1 protein-coding gene is annotated in these 211 nt (G+C 44.5%); it reads right to left on the bottom strand.

Going from position 1 to position 211, the window contains the following annotated elements:
- Positions 1-211, bottom strand: a 211-nt coding sequence (locus ACXX53_RS23275; RefSeq protein ID WP_458571025.1) for a MucBP domain-containing protein, incomplete at both ends; no start/stop codon positions are given.

Below are 211 nucleotides of genomic sequence, written 5' to 3'. Positions count from 1 at the left end.
TTCTTTCGCTGTGTAGTAGAAGATATGCTCTTGGTTCGATTCCGCTGTGAACGTATAGTTCACTTCAGTTGGAGCTACCTTCGTATAGCCTGCAATATCGATCGCTTCCAGTTTCACTGTTTCGCCTGTCTTACCTGACTTACTCGTAGCTGGATTCAACTCCGTTTTCGTTCCTTCCAGCATGTACTTCACTGCTACACTTTGTTCTTTC

It is taken from the genome of Paenibacillus marinisediminis (assembly GCF_054343325.1).
This window is presented reverse-complemented; position numbering and strand designations above follow the sequence as displayed.